This window comes from Autumnicola psychrophila, from assembly GCF_031846645.1.
Classification (GTDB): domain Bacteria; phylum Bacteroidota; class Bacteroidia; order Flavobacteriales; family Flavobacteriaceae; genus Autumnicola; species Autumnicola psychrophila.
The window spans coordinates 278,747-301,502 of the sequence record NZ_JAVRHN010000002.1; the positions used below are offsets into that span (position 1 = coordinate 278,747).

The 22,756-nt window shown below is 38.7% G+C and carries 26 protein-coding genes; 8 read left to right on the top strand and 18 right to left on the bottom strand.

The window, feature by feature from the left end; genetic code table 11:
- Window positions 1–10 precede the first annotated feature (10 nt).
- Entirely contained in the window at window positions 11–1,042 is a 1,032-nt protein-coding gene (trhO, locus tag RM541_RS03765; RefSeq protein ID WP_311498886.1) for an oxygen-dependent tRNA uridine(34) hydroxylase TrhO, read from the bottom strand.
- A 204-nt stretch (window positions 1,043–1,246) separates the two neighbouring features.
- On the opposite strand from trhO, the gene recA reads away from it, so the two are divergent.
- The 4 genes from recA to RM541_RS03785 all read left to right on the top strand — a co-directional run bounded on the left by recA (window position 1,247) and on the right by RM541_RS03785 (window position 4,931).
- Window positions 1,247–2,260 carry a recombinase RecA gene (gene recA, locus RM541_RS03770; RefSeq protein ID WP_311498887.1) on the top strand — a complete coding sequence of 338 codons (1,014 nt, stop codon included), beginning with the start codon at window positions 1,247–1,249 and terminating at the stop codon, window positions 2,258–2,260.
- A 114-nt stretch (window positions 2,261–2,374) separates the two neighbouring features.
- Entirely contained in the window at window positions 2,375–2,869 is a 495-nt protein-coding gene (locus tag RM541_RS03775) for a hypothetical protein (protein WP_311498888.1), read from the top strand.
- 12 nt (window positions 2,870–2,881) lie between these two features.
- Complete coding sequence (locus RM541_RS03780) at window positions 2,882–3,424, top strand: RNA polymerase sigma factor (RefSeq protein WP_311498889.1); 543 nt, start codon at window positions 2,882–2,884, stop codon at window positions 3,422–3,424.
- 31 nt (window positions 3,425–3,455) lie between these two features.
- Window positions 3,456–4,931, top strand: a complete 1,476-nt coding sequence (locus RM541_RS03785) for a hypothetical protein (protein ID WP_311498890.1) — start codon at window positions 3,456–3,458, stop codon at window positions 4,929–4,931.
- Here RM541_RS03785 and RM541_RS03790 read toward each other — a convergent pair.
- A complete protein-coding gene (locus RM541_RS03790) occupies window positions 4,928–5,671 on the bottom strand; it encodes a lysophospholipid acyltransferase family protein (protein ID WP_311498891.1) in 744 nt (247 codons plus the stop codon). The two genes, RM541_RS03785 and RM541_RS03790, sit on opposite strands and share 4 nt — an antisense overlap.
- Window positions 5,672–5,746: 75 nt before the next feature.
- Between RM541_RS03790 and trpS the strand changes: the two genes are divergently transcribed.
- Together trpS and RM541_RS03800 are read left to right on the top strand one after the other, a co-directional pair.
- A complete protein-coding gene (trpS, locus tag RM541_RS03795; RefSeq protein WP_311498892.1) occupies window positions 5,747–6,715 on the top strand; it encodes a tryptophan--tRNA ligase in 969 nt (322 codons plus the stop codon).
- A 44-nt stretch (window positions 6,716–6,759) separates the two neighbouring features.
- Window positions 6,760–7,179, top strand: coding sequence for a hypothetical protein (locus RM541_RS03800; protein ID WP_311498893.1), 420 nt, complete (start codon window positions 6,760–6,762; stop codon window positions 7,177–7,179).
- 9 nt (window positions 7,180–7,188) lie between these two features.
- Here RM541_RS03800 and dprA read toward each other — a convergent pair whose 3' ends face one another.
- A complete protein-coding gene (dprA, locus tag RM541_RS03805) occupies window positions 7,189–8,289 on the bottom strand; it encodes a DNA-processing protein DprA (protein ID WP_311498894.1) in 1,101 nt (366 codons plus the stop codon).
- Between the two features lie 96 nt (window positions 8,290–8,385).
- On the opposite strand from dprA, the gene RM541_RS03810 reads away from it, so the two are divergent.
- Window positions 8,386–9,315: an HU domain-containing protein gene (locus tag RM541_RS03810; protein ID WP_311498895.1), complete on the top strand. Its 930-nt coding sequence runs from the start codon at window positions 8,386–8,388 to the stop codon at window positions 9,313–9,315.
- A 61-nt stretch (window positions 9,316–9,376) separates the two neighbouring features.
- On the top strand, window positions 9,377–9,886 hold the full coding sequence (locus RM541_RS03815; protein ID WP_311498896.1) for an acyl-CoA thioesterase: 510 nt from the start codon (window positions 9,377–9,379) through the stop codon (window positions 9,884–9,886).
- Between the two features lie 76 nt (window positions 9,887–9,962).
- Here the strand turns inward: RM541_RS03815 and RM541_RS03820 are convergent, their stop codons facing one another.
- The 15 genes from RM541_RS03820 to RM541_RS03890 form a co-directional block, all read right to left on the bottom strand.
- Window positions 9,963–11,183, bottom strand: coding sequence for a murein hydrolase activator EnvC family protein (locus RM541_RS03820; protein ID WP_311498897.1), 1,221 nt, complete (start codon window positions 11,181–11,183; stop codon window positions 9,963–9,965).
- The gene (gene lolB1 / locus RM541_RS03825) at window positions 11,180–11,953 is read right to left on the bottom strand and encodes a lipoprotein insertase outer membrane protein LolB1 (protein WP_311498898.1); all 774 of its coding nucleotides are present in this window, start codon (window positions 11,951–11,953) and stop codon (window positions 11,180–11,182) included. Before lolB1 ends, RM541_RS03820 begins: the two co-directional genes overlap by 4 nt.
- Window positions 11,954–13,324 carry a tetratricopeptide repeat protein gene (locus RM541_RS03830; RefSeq protein ID WP_311498899.1) on the bottom strand — a complete coding sequence of 457 codons (1,371 nt, stop codon included), beginning with the start codon at window positions 13,322–13,324 and terminating at the stop codon, window positions 11,954–11,956.
- 64 nt (window positions 13,325–13,388) lie between these two features.
- Window positions 13,389–14,399: a sugar phosphate nucleotidyltransferase gene (locus RM541_RS03835; protein WP_311498900.1), complete on the bottom strand. Its 1,011-nt coding sequence runs from the start codon at window positions 14,397–14,399 to the stop codon at window positions 13,389–13,391.
- Between the two features lie 72 nt (window positions 14,400–14,471).
- Entirely contained in the window at window positions 14,472–14,906 is a 435-nt protein-coding gene (gene dut, locus RM541_RS03840; protein ID WP_311498901.1) for a dUTP diphosphatase, read from the bottom strand.
- Window positions 14,903–16,345 (bottom strand): lipopolysaccharide biosynthesis protein, encoded by a 1,443-nt coding sequence (locus tag RM541_RS03845; RefSeq protein ID WP_311498902.1) that lies wholly within the window; start codon window positions 16,343–16,345, stop codon window positions 14,903–14,905. The genes dut and RM541_RS03845 overlap by 4 nt, the downstream gene beginning before the upstream one ends.
- A gap of 49 nt (window positions 16,346–16,394) precedes the next feature.
- Entirely contained in the window at window positions 16,395–16,838 is a 444-nt protein-coding gene (locus RM541_RS03850; protein ID WP_311498903.1) for a hypothetical protein, read from the bottom strand.
- Between the two features lie 119 nt (window positions 16,839–16,957).
- Window positions 16,958–17,818, bottom strand: coding sequence for an ATP synthase F1 subunit gamma (gene atpG / locus RM541_RS03855; RefSeq protein ID WP_311498904.1), 861 nt, complete (start codon window positions 17,816–17,818; stop codon window positions 16,958–16,960).
- A gap of 85 nt (window positions 17,819–17,903) precedes the next feature.
- Complete coding sequence (atpA, locus tag RM541_RS03860) at window positions 17,904–19,490, bottom strand: F0F1 ATP synthase subunit alpha (RefSeq protein ID WP_311498905.1); 1,587 nt, start codon at window positions 19,488–19,490, stop codon at window positions 17,904–17,906.
- Window positions 19,491–19,531: 41 nt separating this feature from the next.
- Window positions 19,532–20,086, bottom strand: coding sequence for an ATP synthase F1 subunit delta (atpH, locus tag RM541_RS03865; protein WP_311498906.1), 555 nt, complete (start codon window positions 20,084–20,086; stop codon window positions 19,532–19,534).
- A 7-nt stretch (window positions 20,087–20,093) separates the two neighbouring features.
- A complete protein-coding gene (locus tag RM541_RS03870; RefSeq protein WP_311498907.1) occupies window positions 20,094–20,588 on the bottom strand; it encodes a F0F1 ATP synthase subunit B in 495 nt (164 codons plus the stop codon).
- Between the two features lie 84 nt (window positions 20,589–20,672).
- A complete protein-coding gene (atpE, locus tag RM541_RS03875; RefSeq protein WP_311483444.1) occupies window positions 20,673–20,894 on the bottom strand; it encodes an ATP synthase F0 subunit C in 222 nt (73 codons plus the stop codon).
- 26 nt (window positions 20,895–20,920) lie between these two features.
- On the bottom strand, window positions 20,921–22,009 hold the full coding sequence (gene atpB / locus RM541_RS03880) for a F0F1 ATP synthase subunit A (protein ID WP_311498908.1): 1,089 nt from the start codon (window positions 22,007–22,009) through the stop codon (window positions 20,921–20,923).
- A 136-nt stretch (window positions 22,010–22,145) separates the two neighbouring features.
- Window positions 22,146–22,529 (bottom strand): hypothetical protein, encoded by a 384-nt coding sequence (locus RM541_RS03885; protein WP_311498909.1) that lies wholly within the window; start codon window positions 22,527–22,529, stop codon window positions 22,146–22,148.
- A complete protein-coding gene (locus RM541_RS03890) occupies window positions 22,529–22,756 on the bottom strand; it encodes an AtpZ/AtpI family protein (protein WP_311498910.1) in 228 nt (75 codons plus the stop codon). The genes RM541_RS03885 and RM541_RS03890 overlap by 1 nt, the downstream gene beginning before the upstream one ends.

Genomic DNA, 22,756 nt, shown 5'->3' on the forward strand with positions numbered 1-22,756 from the left:
GAACGCCAACTTAGGTTTTATATTTCAAAACCTTTGATCGTCCCTTCTTAAAAATCTTATTGCTGTTGCCCCTTCCTTTTCGTAGTTCTTTCTGCTCTTCGTAAGGCAAGGAATTGATTTTCATACAATCTTCAGAACAGCAATTGTTCATTTCCATCCCACAATCTTCACACTGAATAAACAACAGGTGACAAGCTTCATTGGCACAATTAACATGGGTGTCACAAGGTTTTCCACACTGATGACAATGGGCAATAACATCTTCTGAAATTCTCTCGGAACGACGATGATCGAACACAAAATTCTTTCCGATGAATTTATTTTCCAGTTTTTGCTTTTCTACCTGGCGGGCGTATTCAATAATTCCCCCTTCCAGCTGAAAAACTTTTTTGAAGCCTTTATGTTTATAGTAAGCACTGGCTTTCTCACAACGTATTCCACCCGTGCAATACATCACCAGGTTTTTATCTTCTTTGTAATCTTTCAGGTCTTCTTCAATTATGGGTAAAGAATCCCTGAAGGTGTCAACATCAGGCGTAATGGCACCTCTAAAATGCCCAATTTCGCTCTCATAATGATTCCTCATATCCACCAACACCGTATCGGGATCTTCCAATAGCGTATTAAATTTTTCAGCATCTACATGAATTCCACGGTTGGTAACATCAAAGCTGGCATCGTTAAGCCCATCCGAAACAATCTTGTTACGCACCTTTACCTTTAACTTTAAAAAAGCTTTTGCATCGTGCTCAATAGCAATATTTAAGCGTACATTCTCAAGGAAATAAATCTCATCAAGAAATTTTTTAAACGTACCAAATTTTTGTGCGGGAACAGAAAGTTGGGCATTGATACCCTCGTGAGCAACATAAATCCTCCCAAGCACACCCATCTGGTCCCAGGCTATAAATAAATGGTTTCGGAATAATTCTGGGTTACCTATTTTCGCGTAGGCATAGAAAGAGAGCGTCAACCGGTCTTCCCCGGCTTCTTCAATTAAAGCTGCTCTTTCTTTAGCGCTTAATTTATTGTACAGTTGCATGCTATACTAATTATAAGAGTTAAAGAAATATTTCCGCAAAGATAAGGCTTAAAATGAAAAAGCTGAAATTTGTTTTAGAAGCTTCAAATAAGTTTATCTTTAAAGAGTTACATTTAAAATAATGAGATCGAGAATGCCTATTTTAAAATTGTGATGCAGCAAAACTTATTTTAATTTAGCAATTCTTAAAACAGTAAAAAAATTATGAGCAACGATAAAGAAAAAGAAGCAAAATTAAAGGCCCTTAAGCTTACCCTGGATAAAATGGATAAAACCTATGGAAAGGGTACGGTTATGAAAATGAGCGATCAGGCTATCTCAGACGTGGAGGCCATACCAACCGGCTCATTAGGCCTTGATTTGGCATTGGGTGTGGGAGGATATCCACGTGGTAGAGTGATAGAAATTTACGGACCGGAATCTTCGGGTAAAACCACCCTAACGCTTCATGCTATTGCTGAAGCTCAAAAAGCCGGAGGTATCGCTGCTTTTATTGATGCAGAACATGCTTTTGACCGTTTCTACGCTGAAAAACTTGGCGTAGACATAGAAAACCTGATTATTTCACAACCAGATAACGGGGAGCAGGCTCTTGAAATTACAGATAACCTTATCCGCTCGGGAGCGATAGACATTATTGTAATTGACTCTGTTGCCGCTTTAACACCAAAAAGTGAGATTGAAGGGGAAATGGGAGACTCCAAAATGGGACTTCATGCCCGTTTAATGTCCCAGGCACTCAGAAAACTTACGGCTTCTATTAGTAAGACTAACTGTACTGTAATGTTCATTAACCAGTTGAGGGAGAAAATTGGAGTCATGTTCGGAAATCCCGAAACTACTACAGGTGGTAACGCTCTTAAATTTTATGCTTCGGTAAGGCTGGATATTAGAAGGTCCACACAAATTAAAGACAGCAACAGCAATGTAATGGGTAATAAAACCCGTGTGAAAGTGGTGAAAAACAAAGTTGCACCTCCTTTTAAAACTGCAGAATTTGATATCATGTACGGTGAAGGTGTCTCTAAAATCGGGGAGATTATTGATATTGGTGTAGATTATGAAATCATTAAAAAGAGCGGATCGTGGTTTAGCTATGAGGATACTAAGCTCGGCCAGGGAAGGGATGCTGTAAAAACAATCCTTAAAGACAATCCAGATTTAATGGATGAGCTGGAAACTAAAATAAAACAGGCCATAAAGGTCGCTAACGAATAGCAAATTTTCAAAATCCCTTTTCGAAGGGATTTTTTTTTGAGCTTGACGCAACCTTTTCAGCATTTTTGCATCTATAGGGTAGAAAAATAATTATAAACCCTAATTTAAATTAAAATGAAAAAGTTTGCTTTATTATTAATTTCGGTGTTGACTTTTGTGAGCTGTGATACTGATGATGACGGCCCCAATGTTAATTATGAACTTGCTGAGATTACCGATCATAATTTACCGGAATTTATTGAACCCGGTGAGGATTATGATATTGATATTACTTATGAATTGCCTGATGCATGCCACACTTTTGCAGGTTTTGATCAGGGAGGTGCAGAAGATGAAGATGATGAGGATATTTTTGTTTACTACATTCATGCAATTACTTCTTATGATCCCAATTTAGCTGAATGCGACGAAGAAGGTGAGCTTACTGAAACTAAAACAGCCCGTGAAAATTTCAATGTTTCTTCGGACTCACAGTACACCACGATTCAGTTTAAATTATTAACCGGAGTATCTTCCACAAACGAAAGAGAATATATTACTGTTGATGTTCCGGTTGGCGCACCCGACGATTCTGAAGAAGAAGATACAGGGGACGAAAACAGCAATTAATATCAATATTTGGTGAGTCTAAAAAAGCTCATAAAAAACTGTAAGAAACAGGATATCAAGGCACAGGAAGAGCTTTACCGGTTATATGCCGATAAGCTCTTTGGCCTGTGCCTTAAATATTCTTCCGGTTATCACGAAGCTGAAGATAATCTTCAGGACGGCTTCCTTACCATATTTGAAAAAATCTCTCAATACAAAGACCAGGGTTCGTTTGAAGGTTGGATGAAGCGTATTATTATAAATACCGCTCTTCAAAAGCACAGAAAACACAGGTTTTATGAAATTATAAACGAAGACCGAATGGAAGAACCCGATGTTGAGGTAGAAGAAGATGAAATTCATGCAGATTTTTTACTGAAAACTGTCCAGGAATTGCCGCACAGGTATAGGCAGGTTTTTAACCTTTATGCGCTGGACGGGCATTCCCACCAGGAAATTTCTGAACTACTGGGAATCTCTGTAGGAACTTCAAAATCCAACCTGGCCCGTGCCAGGAATATTCTGAAGGATAAAATTATAAGCCATCAAGACGACAGTCGGGCACAGTCATTATAGCTGAGGCTGATTAGCCTATAAATTGATGAAGATGAAAGAAAGAAAAAATATAGACCGGCTTTACCAGGAGAAATTCAAAGATTTTGAAGCTTCTCCAAGGGAAGAAGTCTGGAAAAATATTGCAGCCAGGCTGGAAGAAAAGCAGCCTAAAAGGCCGCTTATTATTCCGCTATGGTACAAAGTGGGAGGAGTCGCTGCCACTATTGCTGTCATTCTGGGACTCGCATACTTCCTAAATGCGGGACCGGGAGCAACTCCCGAAACGCAGTTCGTTGTAGAAGATGAAGACTTCTACCGTCCCCAATTCAATCTACCCGAAAACAATTCTACTATTAATAATGCTTCACAATTACTTAATAACATTATCTCCGGCACTACCGGTAGCTCGTCAAATTCCGGGTTAGCTGTTAATACTGAAAGCACTGAAAAAGATGCCGTAAATTCTTCAGAAGACAGAAAAGAAAATACACCAACTGAAAGTTATAAGGCCGATAATTGGCAAAAAACGGGTATCGCTCAAAATGCTTCAGATAAAGACGATGCTTATGCTGAAGAAAATATAAATTCTGAAGCAATCGCTAGTCAAAAAGAGGCTTACGAGGATGAAAAAGACCAAATTAAGGCAGGAAATGACGAAAATTCTGCTAAAAAGCAGTTCAGCGAAGAGATTTCCGAAGAAATTGCTCAAAAAAACATTGAAGAAGCCAAAAATGAAGAGAAAAATGCCCTTGCAGCGTTTGCTGAAGAAAATAATAAGCCGGATGTTAAATTAGCAGAGACCGAAAAAAGCAAAATCAGACTTAGCACCTTTGCGGCACCTATTTTCTATGATAATATGGGCAGCGGTAATGCCATTTCTCCCAGTTTCAGCAATAATAACTCCACTTCGCAGGTAACAATGGCCTACGGGCTAAATGTTGCCTATACTTTATCTGAAAAAGTGAAAATTCGAACCGGTGTGAGCAAGATGAATATAAGTTATGATATTGAGCAAATTTCCTATACCACCACAGCCTTTGCTCAGAACATTGCAAGTATAGATTATCGCACCGAGCTTAATGTTGTGGAAATTGCCACTCAGGCTCCGGCATCAGGTTTGCCAAATTTCGACCAGTTATCTAATAGCTTTGGGGCTGCTGCTTCTAGTATTCCCGGAGAAATAAATCAGCAATATGGATTTATAGAAGTTCCTGTGGAGATAGAATATGCTTTAATTGATAAAAAATTTGATTTGAGCCTCATTGGAGGTGGTAGTAGTTTTTTTCTTGATAACAATAGTGTGAGCCTTACATCCAACAATCAGAGGACAGAACTTGGCGAAGCCAATAATATTAATAATGTTAGTTTTAGTACAAATATAGGTGTTGGATTAGGCTATGAAGTCATTCCTGATTTTGAAGTAAATCTTGAACCTATTTTTAAGTATCAGCTTAATACCTTTAAAAATACTGAAGATGTGCAGCCGTTTTTCTTCGGAATTTACTCTGGTTTCAGTTTTAAATTTTAATCGAAAGAAGGATTTTTAAGCTCCTGTAGAATTACTTCTCGCGTTTGTTCCTTAAGTTTTCGTTTATCTGCCACAGCCATTCCTTTAGTAGGTATAAAATGATGCACTTTTGCCCGAAGCTTCCCGGGTCCACCGGAAAAGAAGTCATAAGAAAAATGTTTTTTGGTATCGTAAAAAGTGAAAGGTACAACAGGAATCTGGTGCTCTATTGCCAATCTAAAAGCGCCATCCTTAAATTCATCCAGCAACAGGTTTTGATGCCCGGGAACACCTCCTTCGGGAAAAATACAGATACTATTTCCCTGTTTTAGCCTTCGCTGTGCCTCATTGAAAGCCTCCTGCCTGCTACGTTGACTTTTTCGGTCCACCAAAATGCATGTTTGCCTGTAGAAATATCCAAAAAGTGGAATCCTTGCCAGCTCCATCTTTCCAACAAAAATAAAGGGGTGCTTATTTACAGCCAGCATCAGCATAATATCCACCATAGAAGTATGATTGGCCACGAGCATGTAGCTCCTGTCCTTTTCCATCTGCTGTTCATGCTTTACTTTTGGAAACAAACCCATCCCGTACAAAATACATTTAGCCCAGATCCTTGCACAGATAAAGTATTGAGGATATAATTTTTCTGAAGAAGCTACAACCAGTAAAACTGGTAACATTATTATAATAGGTAGTCCCAGTAATATATAGAACCAGAGACGCCATAAAGATAATGCGAACTTTTTGAGTACCCCCATAGGAACCAAAAGTACTAAAATGAGTCGACTGATTTCGCTAAAAAAGATAACTTTGTAAAAAATTGAAAAAGAACAATGTCTAGAATACTTACAGGAGTACAAAGCACGGGAACGCCGCATTTGGGAAATCTACTGGGCGCTATTATGCCGGCAATACATATGGCAAATCAGCCGGGGAACGATTCCTTTATTTTTATTGCAGATATGCATTCTTTAACCCAGATAAAAGACGCAGAAACGCTAAGGAACAACACCTATTCTGTCGCAGCCACATGGCTGGCATGTGGTCTGGACATTGAGAAAAGCGTTTATTACAGGCAAAGTGATATTCCGCAGGTTACAGAGCTTTCCTGGTATCTAAGTTGCTTTTTTCCTTTCCAACGTTTGACGCTCGCACATTCTTTTAAAGACAAATCAGACCGGCTGGAAGATGTTAATGCCGGATTATTCAATTATCCCATGTTGATGGCGGCAGACATCCTTCTTTATGATGCTGAAGTTGTCCCGGTAGGGAAAGACCAGTTGCAACACCTGGAAATTACACGTGATGTCGCGTCCAGACTCCATACAAAAGTGGGAGAGGTTTTTGTTATTCCTGAAGCTAAGGTTGAAAAAAATACTATGTATGTGCCGGGAACCGATGGTGAAAAGATGAGTAAATCCAAAGGGAACACCATCAACCTTTTCCAGACAGATAAAAAGCTACGGAAACAGGTAATGGGAATCCAGACAGACAGCACTCCTCTGGAAGAACCGAAGAACCCTGACACCTGTCATGTCTTTGCATTATATCAACTTGTGGCAACAGAGGCTCAGATTGCGGAGATGAGAGGAAATTATGAAGGTGGAAATTATGGTTATGGCCATGCTAAACAAGCACTTTTTGAAGTTCTGAAGGAGAAATTTCAGGAGCCAAGAGAGAAGTATGAGTATTATATGAACAACCTTCCGGAACTGGATAAAGCATTAAGTCTTGGTGCTGAAAAAGCTACAGCAGTAGCCAACGAAGTTTTAAAACGCGTTAGAGGAAAAGTTGGATATTAGAAACGTTAAAGGTTTAAAGTTCTATAAAAAATCTTCCAGCACACATGACGCTTAAAATAGTTTATAAATCTGTAAATGTTGATTTTCCTGATGATAAAGCCGATGAACCTCAACAGGATAAACAGCAATATCTCTGGACAAAATCTTTCAATGTAGAAGATGTAGAGAAGGTTGATATCTTAGAAGATGAGCCTTTTTTGTTGAAAGCAGAATTAGAGGATGGAACTCAGCTTCAGAAGCAGATAATTGATATTTTTATCCTACGGGTAACCACTCCTAAGTCTCAGAAGGATTACGCCGTTTCAAAGGAAGTTCTGTGCGACATCAGCGAAATTCCCGGAGAAAAAGGAGCACTTAAAGAATTCTGTTTTTATTTAAATGAAGTTACCGAAATTGTTGAAATAATAGAAGGCGTTTTCTTAACTGAAGAGGAAGCTTATGGAGATGGTTTTGAAGTTGTTTAATATTCTTTTCTAAATCACTTCGAATAATTTTCCCGGCAGGGGCCTCAGCACTCCTTTTAATTCAATATTAAGTAAAAGCGAAGCAGTTTTGTAGGTCGGGAAATTGCAATTTAGAGCAATGGTATCTAATTGTGCTTTTCCCTGTTCCCTTAAAAACTCCACAATGGTCTCCTCATCTGGTTCCAGCTCTACAAAGAGCTGCTTTTGGACAACTGCGCTTGTCTTCTCTATCTCCCAGTTTAAGATATAAATAAGATCTGCAGCAGAGGTCAGCACATGCGCATTCTGAGATTTAATAAGATTATTACAACCTTTACTGTGCAAATCCCCGGGACGGCCGGGCACGGCAAAGACTTTACGGTTATAGGAATTTGCAATATCGGCTGTAACCAGGGAACCACCTTTTTCGGCACTTTCAATAACTATCGTGGCTTCACTTAATCCGGCTATAATCCTGTTTCGCTTTAGGAAATTATTACGATCAAAATTGTCAGTACTCCAAAAATCAGTGAAAAAACCACCGTTTTCTTCTACCTGGGGCATATACCTTTTGTGAACCTTCGGATAAATTTGATTAAGACCATGTGCAAGGCAGCCAACCGTCTGCAACCTATGTTTTACCGCAGCTTTTTGCGCTGTAATATCCACCCCATAAGCAAATCCTGATACTATTACCGGATCAAGCGGACTAAGCTCTTCAATTAATTCTTCACAAAAAGCCGTGCCGTGACTACTAATCCTTCTGGTGCCAACAATACTTATTATCTTCTTTTGATGCAAATCGATATTACCTTTTTTGAAAAGCAGGATTGGACCGTCAAAGCAGTGTTTGAGTTTTTCAGGGTAATCCTGATCCTGAAAATAAGAATATCCAATATTGTTTTTTTCGATAAACTTCAGTTCATTTTCTGCAGCTTTAAAATGATCAGAGTTATGGAATCCCTGAAGCCGGGCTTCACCAATTCCGTTAATCTTTAATAGATTATGCTTTTTTTCTTTAAAAATTGCTTCCGCAGTACCAAAATGTCTAAGCAGCTTTTTCGCTGTGTTATCCCCAAGATTTGGAATATGTTGTAAAGCAAGAATATTAAGAAGTTCAGAAAGATCCATTAGGGCAATTTGGCTAAAAATACAGAAAAAAACATTTGTTAATAAAAATTCTTTAGGTAACTTTATCATACTGCTGGAACTCTTATTTTTGTACCGATGAACATAGCTAAGCATATTCAGGATTTACTGTATCGTTACGAATGCGTGATACTTCCCGGTTTTGGAGCTTTCCTCTCCCAGAAGCAGTCCGCTCATATAGATGAAGAAACAGAATCTTTCTATCCGCCTAAAAAGACGGTTTCTTTTAACAGGCAACTGCAGAAGAACGATGGTCTTCTCGCAAATTACATAGCTGAGGCTGAAAAGGTTTCTTACAGCAATTCTATTTACGCAATTAGTGAGTTTGTAGCCTCGCTTGAAAAATCTTTGGAGGAAGACAGGCACGCAGATTTGGCAAATATCGGCAAGTTCGTATTTTCTTCAGAAAGCAATATTGCCTTTGAACCTTACAACAACGTGAACTATTTCATGGATTCTTTTGGACTGGATTCTTTCCAGGCAGGAGTGGTGAATAGGGAAGAATACAAGAAACAAGTCGAAGAAATCGAAGAGAAGACTCCTTTCCTTTTTACTCCAGAAAGACGAAAATCTTCATATTTGAAATATGCGGCGGTAGGAATACTGGCACTGGGACTATCAGGACTTGCAGGTTTAAATATTTACAGCGATCAGGTTTCCAAACACAATATTGCAGAACAGCAGGAAGCCGAAGGACAGCTTCAGCAGCAAATACAACAGGCGACATTTATAATTGACAATCCTTTGCCGGCAGTAACTTTTAATGTTGAAAAGCAATCTGGAAACTATCATATTGTCGCTGGTGCTTTTAGAGTCGAGGAAAATGCCGCAAAAAAAGTGGATGAACTTCGTGCTGAAGGCCACAAAGCCCGTTTAATAGGCGCTAATAAATACGGTCTTCATCAGGTGGTGTATGCGAGCCACCAGACCAGAAGAGATGCTGTAAACATGCTTCTTGAGGTTAAAAAGACCAACGAATCTGCCTGGTTACTCGTTCAAGAACTTTAATACTTCTTTAGCGCATAAATCATCTTATGCGCCCTATTTTTGCCGAAAATCCCGATACTAAATGGACGCTAAAACGCCCGCAGAATCACGTACAACTTTAACAGATCTTGTACTTCCCAGCGAAACCAATCCGTTAAACAATTTATTTGGGGGAGAATTGCTGGCACGTATGGATCGTGCCGCAAGTATTGCCGCACGAAGACATAGTCGCAGGATTGTTGTAACGGCTTCTGTAAATCATGTTGCTTTTAATAAAGCTGTTCCCCTTGGAAGTGTAGTAACAGTAGAAGCTGCTGTTTCCCGCGCTTTTAAATCTTCTATGGAAATTTTTATAGATGTGTGGGTTGAAGACAGGGAAAGTGGGCAAAGATCCAAGGCTAATGAAGCTATCTACACCTTTGTGGCGGTAGATGAAACGGGCGCTCCAATCCAGGTACCGCCACTCCAACCAGAAACAGACCTTGAAAAAGATCGTTTTGCTGCTGCCCTTAGGCGCAAACAGCTAAGCCTGGTACTTGCTGGTAAATTAAAACCGAATGAAGCGACAGAATTAAAAGCTTTGTTTGAATAAGTTATTCTAATTAGAAAGAATGCTGTGCATTCTCTATAGGCAAAAAAATTGCTTCTATAGAGATAGAAGATTCATTTTACATCTGATAAACCCAATCTGCCGGATTCATTTTCTGAGTGTTTTTGAAGATCAGGAAATGTAAGGTTGTCTTGCCTGTACTACGATTTGTGGCGATTTCCCCTATCTCCTGCTCGGTGCTAACGACATCTCCCTTTTTCACATATACTTTATCAAGATTGTCGTAAATGGTAATATAATCTCCATGTCTCACCATCACCGCTTTATTTGCCCCTTTTAGAAGCTGCACTTCGCTCACTGTACCGTTAAAAACCGCTCTTGCTTTTCCACCGGTATCTGTATCTATGTTTACACCATTATTGTTTATTCTCGCCGTCTTGACAATAGGGTGTGCATGTTCCCCAAATTGCATAGTTACCACTCCAGATTTCACCGGCCATGGCAGTTGCCCTTTGTTCTTCGCAAAATCTGCAGCCAGTGCTTTTGCAGCAGGTGTAAGTTCATACACGTCCCGGGAAGTAGAGCCGCTTCCTTCGTTTGCTTTTGCAATCGATGCACGTATCATTTCCTCAATTTGCTGGTCGATTTTATTAATTTCCTGTTGCCGCTGTCTTATTTGAGTTGCAAACTGCCCTTCTTTTTTATTAATCGTGGCCATTAATGACTGTTGTGACTTACGGTTTTCTTCCAGTTGCTGCCTCGTCTTTCGGTTTTCAGCAATTAGCTTCTCCTTTTCTTCTTTCTGGCTTGCCAGGCTGGAATTAAGGCGCTGTAAATCTTCAGAACGAGCCTTTATTTGCTCTCCCTGCTGCTTCCGGTAGTTGGTGTATTGTTTCATATACTGAAGGCGCTTATAGGCCTGCAAAAAGCTTTGAGAAGACAATAGAAACATTACCCTGCTCTGCTGAGATTTACTTTTATATGATTTTTCAATCATTCTTGCGTAATCCTCTTTTAGTTGCTCAAGCTCTTTACGCAATGAGGAAATTTTTCCCATATTGGAATTGATTTCCTGTGTGAGCAGATTCGCCTGCTGATTGGTGACTTTTATAAGATTTTCTGTGCTTTTAATTTGCTGACTAAGATCCTCAACCTGTGTTAAAACAGATTTTTCTTTCTGTTTATTCGTAGATCGGAGTTCATTGATGCGCCTGATTTCATTTCTTAACTCCAGCCTCTTTTTCTCCAGTGCTTCCCGGTTAGTCTGGGAAAAACCATTAACACCAGCACATAGCAGAATCAGAAACAGAACAATATTTAAGATCTTATACCGTCTCATTTCACGCTTATTTCATCATAACCTGAAGGTATATCGAATGGAAAGCTTACTTCTTCATTAAATGTTACCGAGCGATACGTGATTTCAATGTTAGTAGGTTGACCACCTTCATTCGCTATAATTTTAATACTTTCAGGAAATAACTTACCATCTACCGTTTGGTAATCAGAATAAGTTACGGTTACGCTTCTGCTCTCAGCCTCCTGCGCAAGTTGTTGAGCAGACGCTTTTAAATTAGCAGGGTTCAGTAAAAACATTTTTTTTATACTGCTGTTGGTATCTTCAGGTAAAAACTGATAACCACGCGGGCTCTGCACCATTTCATAGGCTTCTTCCCGAAGATCATAAATAGCCTGCCCAATTAATAGATTCTGAAGCTTATTAAAATCCAAAGGAGTTCCCAGCCAGTCACTGATTAACCTGAAATCCCCGTCAAAGTAGCTTTTGCTGATTTTTTCATAATAGCTGACGGAATTGGGAGTAATATAAACTTTGGCAACCGGAAAGCCAAGAACAGTGGCGCTCATCCAGATCGCTTTATCCTTCTCCATCCTGAAGCTAAGGTTTACAGACTGCGTTTTCTCTTCATCCTGATAAACTGCTCTCAATTTTCCCGATACTGTGTTATACTGGATTTCATTATCGTAGTGCTTTGATATAACATTGGCTGCTTCGGCATCTTTAGTCGCTATCCTTTTGGCTCCACGCCCACCTCCACAGGAAGCCATTATCGTTGTTAGAACTACTAATACTATTATTCTACTGTACATTTAATTAATTTCTTTCATTAACATTTCGGCTTTCCGGCTGAATTCTTCTGCCTTTCCAGCTTTATTTAATCCAGCATTGGCTATGGCGAGCTGCTCATAAATGTCGGCTTCCATTCGCCTGTCATCTATTACATAATCCAGGCCAAAAGTAAGAATTTCCTCTGCTTCCTGATAACTCTCGAGAGCATTTAAAGTTAACCCCCGGAGCAGATAAAATATAGGTTGAGCCGGAAAAATCTCGAGAGCACCTTCACTTAATTCATTTGCTGCTTCCATCTCCCTGAATTCTAACTGAAGCAGAAGGGTATTTTTAGTAAGGTTGAAATTATTAGAATCTTTTTCCAATCCTTTCTGGAAAAACTCAAGTGCTTCTTTCTTCCTGTTATTCTTCAAAAAATATAGCCCCAGTTCCTGGTATAGCTCCGGTTTTTCTTCAAGTTGTGAAAGTAAACCGGCTACTTCCATTAGCTCCTCATCATATTCAGGATTTTCCCGTACAAAGAGTAAGAAATCGTTCAGCACCTTATATTTAGAATCAGGATCTACTTCTTCACTTCTAAAAACAATTTTCATGGAATTAACAGCTTCCTTTGGTTCTCCTCTATTCAGATAAAATTTATAAAGCGCAAGGTGAACCAGAGTAGAGCCGGGATGGGCAGTAAGAAGTTCCTGTGCAGTTTTATAAGCTTCCTCTTGATTACCATCCTGACTGTAAACATAAATCAGGTTAAGATAATTCTGCTCATTTTCGGGATCGGCAGCAATTCCTTCTTCTAAATTGTCAATTTGAGCTACCGTGTTGTCTGTTAAAGCATAAATCTGTCTCCGCATCCTTTCCCGATAACTGCTGTTGCCCAGCTTTTCATCAAGATTGTCAAGAACTGCTAAGGCTTCATCGTATTGCTGATTAAGCATATAAATATTTGCCAGATCTTCTATATAAGAATTATCAATTTCCACAAGCTTCTTAATCACATTAATGGCAGCAGCATATTCCTGCACCTCCATATGTGTACTATAAAGTTCAGCGAGGACTGCTTCCCTCCCCGGCTCGAGCTCGTGGGCAATATTAAAGTTTTCTGCAGCTTTTTCATACTGCTCCATCGCTTTATAGTTCTTTCCTATTTCGAAGAAAACAACAGCATTGTCTGGTTGTAGCTTTTTACAGACTTCGAGTGCACTTATCGCTTTTTCGTAGTTTTCGATACCTTTTTGTTTAAGCGCTTCGAAAAAGTTCTCCTGAAACTGATCTGAAACATTTCCCAGATCGTCACTATTCACCTCCTGGATTATTTGCTGCCCCTCCTGGGCCTGTACCTCCTGAAAGAGTACAGTCCCTAAAATGGCAAATATCAGGATGGTTCTTCTCATTTGTAACACCTTTGAGGCCCCTGAAGACCTTGTTCTTTAAAAACCTGTGAGGTTTACTTCTGAATTATTCTAAAACCGAATAATCGCCAATGCTTATTTCAGAAAAATTGGCGTCAAACCTTGCAAAATTTCCGATCATAGCATTATCCAGTTTTGCGTTCTTTACTTCAGCAAAGGTCTGGATTAAACTATTTTTTATTGTAGAATCGGTGATTTTAGTCCCGTTTCCAATGGAAACATTAGGTCCTATTTTCGCATTCACTAATTCCACATTTTCACCAATATAACAAGGCTCCGTTATTTCAGAATCTTTAATTTTTACAGAATCAGATATCAGCTTTTCGCCATCCTGATGAAGAAAATTCAACATTCTTCCATTAGTTTCCACGGTCACGTTCTTATTTCCACAATCCATCCATTCGTCAACTTTACCAGGTACAAATCTAAGTCCGCTTTGCTTCATGGCTTCAATACCATCGTTAATTTGGTACTCACCGCCTCTGATAATATTTTTATCAAGTACTCCCTGCAATTCTTTTTTGAGCACAGCAACATCTTTAAAATAATAAATGCCGATAATTGCCAAATCTGAGACATAATCTTCCGGCTTTTCCACAAGATCTGTAATCTCCCGCTTGTCATTAAGTTGAACGACACCATAGGCGCTGGGATTATCTACCTGTTTCACCCAAATCACACTGTCGGCATCTTTATCTAACGTAAAATCGGCTTTAAAAAGTGTATCGGCATATGCGATAACTGCAGGTCCGCTAAGTGATTCCTTGGCGCACATAATGGCGTGGCCTGTACCCAAAGGTTTATCCTGATAGTAAATACTGCATTTCGCGCCAAGGCTTTCGGCAATCTTTTTAAGATCCGTCTCTACTTTTTCCCCAAAATCTTCCCCAATAATAAAGGCAACTTCATCAATTTTTTCATCCAGAACTTTTGCTATATCTTCCACCAGGCGATGAACTATAGGTTTGCCTGCAATAGGAATTAATGGTTTGGGAACTGTTAAAGTATGAGGACGTAATCTTGATCCACGACCTGCCATTGGTACAATAATCTTCATTTCTTAAGTTTTGGTCTTTCTATCCCTCTGAAATCTGAGAATTGAAAGAATTAATTTTTAATTTTATTATTTTTAATTATTTCCGGTACTTCCAAAGCCTCCTGCGCCACGGGAAGTTTCTCCAAGAATATCTACCTCTTCCCAGGAAATATGTTCATGTTTGGAAATCACCATTTGCGCAATTCTCTCCCCGTTTTCTACGGTAAAATCCTCATTGGATAAATTCACAAGAATCACACCTATTTCTCCACGATAATCTGCATCTATGGTTCCGGGAGCATTGAGGACAGTTACCCCCTTCTTTGCAGCAAGACCGCTTCTTGGCCGGACCTGGGCTTCGTAACCTTCCGGTAGCTCAATAAAAAGTCCGGTTTTAATTATAGCCCTCTCCAAAGGTTTTAATAAAACTTTTTCAGAAATACTGGCCCGCAAATCCATTCCTGCCGAAGCTTCGGTCTCGTAATGTGGTAAATGATGTGCAGATTTATTAATTATCTTAACTTTCATTGATTCAATATTTGTTTTAAATCTTTCCGTTCATTAAAAAAAGTGATGAGCAGGAACAAAATTACAAAAGACGATCCTGCCAAATAGTTTTCCCTGAAAAATTTAAAGGAAATTAAAGAAAGTACTACAGATAAAAGCAAGTACATTCCTATTTTTTTTAGGTTATAAGGCACCGGATAGTATTTCCTGCCCAAAAAATACGAAATAAGCATCATACTTCCGTAGGCTGCTAATGTGGCCCAGGCCGAAGCCATAAATCCTATAACCGGAATTAGGACAACATTTAGAAGAATAGTCACTACCGCACCAAAGAGAGAGATATACATCCCCATGCTCGTTTTATCTGTGAGCTTGTACCAAACTGCGAGATTGTGATAAATCCCCATAAAGAGATTGGCGAGGAGGATTATCGGGACAATCGCAAGTGTAAACCAGTAATCCTCATCCCTAATAACTAGTCTTTTGAAAAAATCTATATAGACTACCAATATCACCAGAATAAGACTGCCGGCAATGACGAAATATTCCAGAATGGTTGCGTAGGTCTCTTTAGCATTATCCTGCTTTGAATGATTGAAGAAAAAAGGTTCTGCTCCCATTCTAAAAGCCTGAATAAAGATCATCATAAAAACAGCCAATTTATAACAGCCTGCATAAGCTCCCATAACTTCTTCTGAAATCATTTCTTTTAACAAAAGCTTGTCGAGATTTTCGTTGATCACAAAGGCAAGTCCTGCAACCATAACAGGCCAGGCGTATTTCCACATTTGCTTTAAAATACTAAAGCTAAAATTGATCCTCGTCCTGAAGAAGTAAGGAAGTAGAACTAAAAATGTTACTGCACTTGCAACCAGATTGGCTATAAAGATATATCCCACTTTATCTGCCTCTGAATAGTTTGACAACACAATATCTGGCGAATGCTTCGGAAATTCTGATATAAACCAGAAAAAATAGAAGTTAAGAATTACTACAACCCCAATATTTAAAATTTTAACCAATGCAAATTTTACCGGCCGATTTGTAGCTCTTAAATAGGCGAACGGAATTACCACCAAAGTATCCAATGCTAAAATTCCGAGAAGATAATTGAAATATTCCGGCCGTAGATCTACCAGGATGGTAATCTCTTCCCGAAATGTAAATACCAGAATAAAAAATAAAATCGTGGTAAGCGTGAGCGTAATAAATGAGGTAGAAAAAACCTTAGATTTTTCTTCGGAATGGCTGAAAAACCTAAAGAACGCTGTCTCCATTCCAAAGGTGAGCACTACATTAAAAAATGTGGCCCAAACATAAAAAGTAGTATTAATAGAATAACCAGCCGGTCCCAGATACTCCGTGTGGAGTGGCACAAGAATAAAATTCATCAGCCTTGGCAAAACCGTAGCAAAACCGTAAATTATAGTATCTTGAAAAAAACGTTTTAACGTACTCAACAGGCGGATTAGTTTTTGCAAATATCCTAATAAATAAGAACATTCACTCCTATTTACCTTCTGTTATACCTGTTATTTTATAGTATTTTGTTTTATTATTCTCACTAAATACCAAAATAGCTTCATCTCTTTCAATCTCATACGGGCTTTTTTCTGCTCGTTGTGGAGCTTTATTTCCATATTCTTCCCTCGCATCTCCGCTCATCACCATTTGCGGATCTTTAATGTGAAATTTTGCAACATATTCACTTATTATTTCTTCATTCTGCAGCAGTGGAGATTTCATTCCACGAAAGTAAACGCTATCGAGAGAAATTTGATTTTCCTGAATGACTGTAAAAGGTATATGCAGTTCTAATCCTGTGCTTCCTGTTGTCGTATAAGCATCCAGAAACTGTGCCGGGGCATATTCCTGCAGATCTTTTTTACTACCACAATTGGTGAAAAAACCAAGAAATATTATCGTACTAAAAAAGAGGTATATATGTTTCATAATGGACATTTTAAAGATAACAAAACAAAATAGGTGCCAAACAAAAACCCGTAGCGTTCTGCTACGGGTTTATATAAATTGTTTTGCTCTTCTTTAGTTGTTAACTGGGACTAAGATCGCTAATTATTCAAAGCTTCAGCTCCACCAACAATTTCTAAAATTTCGTTGGTGATGGAAGCCTGACGTGCTTTGTTATAGGAGAGTTTAAGATCATCCCTAAGCTCAGTGGCATTTTCGGTTGCTTTATGCATCGCAGTCATACGCGCACCATGCTCTGAAGCAAAGGAATCACGAAGCGCTTTGTACAGCTGCATCTTAAGAGATTTGGGAATAAGCTCTTTTACAATTTCTATTTTTGAAGGTTCAAAGATATAATCCAGCTGCTTGGTTTCTTCAGTATCAAATTTCTCAATAGGCAAAAACTGCTCTTCAGTTACTATTTGTGTTGCAGCATTCTTAAACTGGTTATAAACAATTTTGATCTTATCGTATCGTTCATCCAGGAATAACTGCATTAGTTCTTCAGCAATTTCTGCAACATTATCGAAGGTCAGCTCATCATAAATTTCATTGTTGTTCTTGTAAACATTAAAACTTCTGGATAAAATATCATTTGCCTTTTTTCCGATTGTATAGATTTCTACGTTTTTCCCAGGATAGTCACTCTTGGCTTTGTTCCTTACCGCCTTTATGATGTTTGTATTAAAAGCACCTGCCAAACCTCTATTGGAAGATATAGCGACAATCAAAATATTTTCTACTTCTCTTTCTTCAGCAAATTTGCTGCTCGCATCATCATCCAGGGTTGCACTTAAATCCTGTAATAACTGGGTTAACTTTTCAGAATAGGGACGCATTGCGGTGATGGCATCCTGTGCCTTACTCAATTTTGCAGCAGAAACCATCTTCATGGCACTGGTGATCTGCATCGTTGATGATACCGAAGTTATCCTGTTACGTAAATCTTTTAAGTTTGCCATAATCCCCACTTACTCTCCCAAAGGGAAGAAAATTAATAATTTATAAATAGCCCCTCCCCCTCGGGGAGGATGGGAGGGAAATTTATTATTCTTTATTTTTGTATTTCGCAGAAAGCTCTTTAGCTACAGAAGTTAATGTATCTGTAACCTCATCTGTTAATTTACCAGACTTTAAAGTATCTAAAGTATCTCTGTGCTTGGCATCCAGATATTCAAGATAATCCTTTTCAAACTCTCTGATCTTATCTACAGGAACATCTCTTAAAAGGTTTTTAGAACCTGCAAAAATGATCGCTATCTGATTTTCTACAGGATAAGGATCGTTCTGTCCTTGTTTAAGGATCTCCACGTTTCTCTTACCTTTCTCAATAACACTTAGTGTTGCCGGGTCAAGATCTGAACCAAATTTAGCAAAAGCTTCCAGTTCACGAAACTGCGCCTGGTCAAGTTTTAAAGTACCTGCAACTTTCTTCATGGACTTGATCTGAGCGTTACCACCAACACGTGATACCGAAATACCTACGTTAATTGCAGGTCGAACACCAGAGTTAAACAAATCCGATGTCAGGAAAATCTGTCCATCTGTAATCGAAATTACGTTAGTTGGAATATATGCTGAAACATCCCCTGCCTGTGTTTCAATTAGCGGAAGAGCTGTTAAAGATCCTCCACCTTTTACTTTATCTTTTAAAACATCCGGAAGGTCATTCATTTCCTTTGCGATATCATCATTATCAATAATTTTCGCAGCACGTTCAAGTAATCTCGAGTGAAGGAAGAAAACATCCCCTGGGTATGCTTCACGTCCCGGTGGACGACGAAGTAAAAGGGAAACTTCACGGTAAGCAACTGCTTGCTTAGATAAATCATCAAATACAATTAATGCAGGACGACCTGTATCTCTAAAGAATTCACCTATTGCAGCACCGGCAAACGGAGCATAAACCTGCATTGGAGCAGGGTCTGATGCATTTGCAGCGACAATAGTAGTATAAGCTAAAGCACCTTTATCTTCCAAAACTTTTGCAATACCTGCAACTGTAGAAGCTTTTTGCCCAATAGCAACATATATACAATATACCGGCTCACCGGCATCATAAAATTCCTTCTGATTTAAAATAGTATCAATACATACGGTGGTTTTACCTGTCTGGCGGTCACCAATCACAAGCTCACGCTGACCTCTACCTACAGGAACCATCGCATCGATAGATTTAATACCTGTTTGCAAAGGCTCGGTAACCGGCTCGCGATAAATAACACCAGGAGCTTTTCTCTCTAATGGCATTTCGTAAGTTTCACCTTCTATAGCTCCTTTACCGTCTATAGGATTTCCTAAAGTATCCACAACACGGCCCACAATACCTTCTCCAACTTTTATAGATGCAATCCGTTGTGTTCTCTTAACTACAGATCCTTCTCTTACCTGCCTGTATGGCCCGAGGAGTACAACCCCAACATTATCTTCTTCTAAGTTTAGAACAATCCCTTCAAGTCCACCTTCAAACTGAACCAATTCACCGTATTGTACATTAGCGAGCCCATAAACATTGGCGATACCATCACCAACGGTTAGGACAGTTCCAACTTCGTCTAAAGAGGCTTCTGCTTCAAAACCTGATAATTGTTTTTTTAATATTGCTGATACTTCAGCAGGATTTACTTCTGCCATAATTATTTATTATATAATAAGACGCCTAATTGCGTTAATTTCTAAATTTTTGAAACGTATGTATTATCTTTAAATTCTCTTTTCAGGTTATTAAGATTCCGGGCAATACTTGCATCATATTGTAAATCTCCAACTCTTAATATAAACCCACCAATTACGCTCTCGTCAATAACATTTTTAAGAAGCGCACCGGCACCTGTTAATTCCTTTATCTTATTCTGAATTTTAGCTTCCAGATTAGTATTTATAGGAACCGCAGTAGTAACAATTGCCTCCTGCATACCACTTGTGCCATGGTAAATTTTAAGATATTGCTTTGCTACAGCATCAAGGTTATTAATCCTACCGTTTTCGATTAAAATATCAAAAGCTCCTAAAGTGACTCCATTGGCATCTTTAAAAATTTCTTTTAAAGCACTTTTTTTAATACCATCTCTTACCACCGGACTGCTTAGCAGATTTCTTAAATCGTTACTTCCAGCAATGGTTTTTATTATAGAATCCATATCCTGCTTAACCTCTTTGGTAACATTCTTTTCACCTGCCAAAGAAATTATTGCCTTTGCATAACGCTGTGCTGCCCTTGTTCCCTTCATAGCAAAATTAGTTTAAAGTAACATCACCCAGCATATCATCGATCATCTGGTGCTGTTTTTCTTTACTTGACAATTCTTTACGAACTACTTTTTCGGCAATTTCTATAGAAAGACTGGCAACCTGATTTTTTATATCAGCCATTGCTGCACGTTTTTCCATTTCTATGCTGGTCTTAGCCTGGGCTACAATACTGTCGGCTTTTTCCTGGGCTTCTTCAGCAGCATCTGCCACTATCTTTTCTTTTAACTCCCTCGCTTCCCTTAGAACAGCATCTCTCTCTGCCCGGGCTTCCTGCATAAGTCTTTCATTATCGGCCTTAAGGTTCTGCATATCCTTTCTTGCCTTCTCTGCAGAGGCCAGCGAGTCGTTAATAGTTTCTTCTCTTTGTCTAAGACCATTTAAAACGGGTTTCCAGGCAAACCTGGCCATTAAAAATATCAATATCAAAAAAACAATGGTTTGCCAGAAAAACAAGCCATATTCAGGAGTAATTAAATCCATAGTTTATTTAGAAAATAGTTAAAACATCATTTTAAATAAAGTCTCTTCGCAACCAACCGTTACGAAGAGACTTTTAAAATTTAATTATCTTAATACACCTAGTAAAGCGGCAACCACTCCAAAAAGAGCAACACCTTCTACAAGTGCAGCAGCGATAATCATAGCTGTCTGGATTTTACCAGAAGCTTCCGGCTGACGGGCGATAGCGTCCATGGCAGAGCCACCGATTCTACCAACTCCAATAGCTGCTCCCACAACTGCCAAACCAGCACCTAAAGCTGCAAGACCTACATACAATAATTCCATAGTTGAAAAATTTAAAAAATTAAAAATTAATGATGTTCATGTTCCTCAACCGCCATCCCGATAAACAAGGCCGACAGAATCGTAAAAATAAACGCTTGAAGGAATGCTACCAGCAATTCCAGTACTGTTATAAATAGTGCAAAGGGAACAGATATTCCTGCAACCCCTGCGTTTTCCAATAAAAATATCAACCCTATTAAACTGAGGATAATAATATGTCCTGCGGTAATGTTTGCAAATAAACGAATCATTAGTGCAAGTGGCTTAATGATAACTCCCATTACTTCGACAACCGCCAAAATTGGCTTTACAAAAGTAGGAATACCCGGCATCCAAAATATGTGTTTCCAGTAATCCTTACTTCCATTGAATATTATCAAGACAAGAGTAAAAAGTCCAAGAGAAACCGTTACTGCAATATTTCCTGTTACGTTTGCCGCTCCTGGTAATAAACCTAACAGGTTAGTGATCCAGATAAAGAAAAACACCGTTAATAAAAAAGGCATAAACTTCATATATTTTTTCTCACCTATCTGCGGTCTTGCAATCTCATCCCTTACAAATAGAACAAGTGCTTCCAATGCATTGTTAAATCCTTTTGGAGCGTGTGAGTTTTCCTTATGATGGCTGGCCAGGCTTCGGAACAAGATAAGCATTAAAATAACGGTAATTAACATTGCCGCCACATTCTTAGTTATTGAAAAATCCCAGGGTTTACTGGCATTAACAGGGTGATGCTCCTCATCTAACTGCAGGGCTTCGGTACCATCTTCAAGACGATATATCTTCTCATGGTAATTTACAAAACGCATCCCGCCTTCCTCAACAACATACTGCCCTTCAGTATCGTGATGAAATTCACTGGACATAAATGTTACAAGCCCATTATCTGTAAAAAGAATAATCGGAAGCGGAATAGTGAAAGCATCCTCTCCCTCTCCAAAAAAGTGCCACCCATGGGAATCCCCAATGTGGTGCATAATCATGTCCGTTGGATTAAATTCTTCTTCAACCTCTTCAACAGTTTCGTGCTCCTGTGCAAAAGAAAATAACGGAAGTACGGCAAAAGCTAGTGTTAAGTACACTTTAATCATATAAGATTTGTGTGCTGTCATGTTACCTGTTCTACTTAAAAAATTATGGGCTCTAAATTTCCGTGCAAAGGTATACTTTTAATTTTTATCTGAAAGTCCGGCCTTCAATTTTTTAACCCAAATCAACCTTTTCGTGATAATATTGATTATCAGTTAATTATTTGGAATTGATAAGTTTTACAACATAAATCGTTTCGAGGATCAAAAAGACAAAATAAGGAACAAAAAAGGAGATTAAACTGGAGAATGGAGCCTCAACCTCAGCCAGCATCATTGGTAGTAAAAAGAGAATCGCTGCCAACATCTTAAAAAGACTCAGAGCCATAAAAGCAAAACCTGTTTTTTCTTCAAAGTTATTATGAATAAAAACCAGCGCAAAATATATAAGAAAAGTAACCAGGATATGAAAAGTGTAAATAGAAAGTATACTGTAATATAATTCTACCTCAACGATATATCGAATGAATAGAAATTGAATAAACCCCAGAATAAGGGCAAAAGGAAGCAAAACTTTTAAAAATAAAATTAATTTTCTTTTCATTATTCTTCATCTTTATTCATGTCACTAATCCCGCGATAAACCTGGTATAATGCTATAAAAACACCTAGCAGGGAAACACCTATCGTAAAAGCTGAATATTTATTCGGGAATTTTTCATCCAGCCAAATACCGAGAAAAACCCCTGCAGCGATAATAATTCCCATCTGGAAAGCAATATTAATAAGATGCAGGTATTTTCGCTGATCGTCTTTCATTGTTTTTGTCAT